At 49.0% G+C, this 802-nt stretch carries 1 protein-coding gene and 1 pseudogene; both read left to right on the top strand.

Going from position 1 to position 802, the window contains the following annotated elements; all coding sequences use genetic code 11:
* A pseudogene (locus ACTQ3R_RS16555) lies at window positions 1-271 on the top strand (virulence-associated E family protein); the annotation flags it as partial.
* Between the two features lie 251 nt (window positions 272-522).
* Window positions 523-705, top strand: a complete 183-nt coding sequence (locus tag ACTQ3R_RS16550; protein WP_412639513.1) for a transposon-encoded TnpW family protein — start codon at window positions 523-525, stop codon at window positions 703-705.
* Window positions 706-802 lie beyond the last annotated feature (97 nt).

The raw sequence follows: 802 nt of genomic DNA, 5'->3' as shown, positions 1-802 counted from the left end.
TAACATGGTCTGCTCCAAGCAGCTGTTCCGGGAAGCCCTGGGACACAGCTTTGACGAGCCGAAGCAATGGGAAATCCGGGAGATCAACGACATTATGAACAACAGCGTGACCGGCTGGAGGGCATTTTCCAATCCCCGGTACTTCCGCAGCCCCTATGGGCGTCAGAAAGGCTGGGAACGCATCCAGCCCGACAACGGAGGTGGAGATTTTCAGGAATTGACGCCGGAGGAAGTGGAGCAGCTGGAACTTCCCCCAGAGTGGCTAAAGTAAAAAATCAGTGCCGGTTGCCGTTTTGTTGTCGAGCCGGTTGTCGGTCTGGTTGTCGGGCGAAAGTCTGAAAACCCCTGATTTGATGGGCATTTTCTCTCCCCTGACAACCATGACAACCGACTTTTATAAAAAAAGAAGAAAAAGAAAATAGAGCATCTGCCCGACAGAGTTTTAAGGTTTTCTGATGTCCGTTGTCAGGACTTCGTTGTCAGCCTTTCCTTTGTCGGGCTTTTTTACAGGAGGTGTCGCACATGGAACAGGCAGCAGCCAAAACGAAAGCAGTACAGACAGCGGAGCACACACCCGCAACCATGGTGAGAAAAATTGGCAAGACAACCTACAAGGTGTGCATCCATTTTAGCCAAACAAGCAAGGAAACGATGGAGGATAAGTTGCTGCGTTTAATCAAAAATGACATCCGAAACGGAGCATGAAACACTTGAAAAGTCCTATCGCCACAGGCTTTTCCAGCGGTCACAAAGAATTTTCAAATAAATGCACATTCTGTCTTGACGAAATGCTTCCGAAAGG

The organism is Lawsonibacter sp. LCP25S3_E2 (assembly GCF_052117285.1).
Lineage (GTDB): Bacteria > Bacillota > Clostridia > Oscillospirales > Oscillospiraceae > Lawsonibacter.
The sequence above is the reverse complement of the archived record's forward strand: the minus strand, read 5'-3'. Positions and strand labels throughout refer to the sequence as shown.

What these genes read in the sequence shown, in the direction of transcription:
- ACTQ3R_RS16550 (WP_412639513.1), top strand. Translation starts at nt 523, where the DNA reads ATGGAACAGGCAGCAGCCAAAACGAAAGCAGTACAGACAGCGGAGCAC.